A 1,141-nucleotide genomic window follows, 5' to 3' on the forward strand; every position below is an offset into this window, starting at 1 on the left:
CCAGTGGTTCTGAAAACCTTCGGCTGGTCGTTCGCGGTCACCGCGCTCGGTCTGGTCGCAGCGATCCTTTTCGGGGGGTGGACCGCCTTCGGCATCGTGGCGATCCTGTCGATCCTCGAGATCTCGCTGTCCTTCGACAACGCGGTGGTCAACGCCGGGATCCTGAAGAAGATGAATGCCTTCTGGCAGAAGATCTTCCTCACGGTCGGCATCCTGATCGCCGTCTTCGGCATGCGGCTGGTCTTCCCCGTCGTGATCGTCGCCCTCAGTGCCCAGCTCGGTCCGATCGAGGCGGTCGAGCTCGCCTTCAACGACAAGGACCAGTACCAGCAGCTCGTCACCGACGCCCACCCGTCGATCGCCGCGTTCGGTGGCATGTTCCTGCTGATGATCTTCCTGGACTTCGTGTTCGAGGACCGGGAGATCAAGTGGCTGACCTGGATCGAGCGCCCGCTCTCCAAGCTCGGCAAGGTCGACATGCTGTCGGTCTGCATCGCGCTGATCGTCCTGCTGATCGCCTCCGTGACCGTCGGGGCCAACGCCCACCAGCACGGCGGCCTCCAGGTCGACAAGGCGGAGACCGTCCTCCTCGCCGGCATCGGGGGTCTGATCACCTACATGATCGTGGGCGGGCTCTCCGGCTACTTCGAGGACAAGCTCGAAGAGGAGGAGGAACGCGAGCACGAGGAGGAGGAGAGGGCCGCGCGCGAGGGGAAGCCCCGTTCCGCGGTCGCGATGGCCGGCAAGGCCGCGTTCTTCATGTTCCTCTACCTCGAGGTCCTGGACGCGTCCTTCTCCTTCGACGGTGTGATCGGCGCCTTCGCCATCACCAACGACATCGTGCTGATGGCCCTGGGCCTGGGCATCGGCGCCATGTACGTCCGTTCGCTGACGGTCTACCTGGTCCGCCAGGGCACCCTCGACGAGTACGTCTACCTGGAGCACGGCGCGCACTACGCCATCGGCGCGCTCGCCGCCCTGCTGCTCATCACGATCCAGTACGAGATCAACGAGATCATCACCGGACTGATCGGCGTCGTGCTGATCGGTGCCTCCTTCTGGTCCTCCGTGCGCCGCAACAAGGCGATCGCGGCGGCCGGGGGGACCCCGGAGAAGACCGAGGTCTCGTCCGGGGTGTGAC

At 65.0% G+C, this 1,141-nt stretch carries 1 protein-coding gene; it reads left to right on the forward strand.

What is annotated here, in order from left to right; genetic code table 11:
• Positions 1-3 precede the first annotated feature (3 nt).
• Positions 4-1,140 (forward strand): DUF475 domain-containing protein, encoded by a 1,137-nt coding sequence (locus tag JL475_RS39085; protein ID WP_202282940.1) that lies wholly within the window; start codon positions 4-6, stop codon positions 1,138-1,140.
• Position 1,141 lies beyond the last annotated feature (1 nt).

It is taken from the genome of Streptomyces sp. M2CJ-2 (assembly GCF_016757295.1).
Classification (GTDB): domain Bacteria; phylum Actinomycetota; class Actinomycetes; order Streptomycetales; family Streptomycetaceae; genus Streptomyces.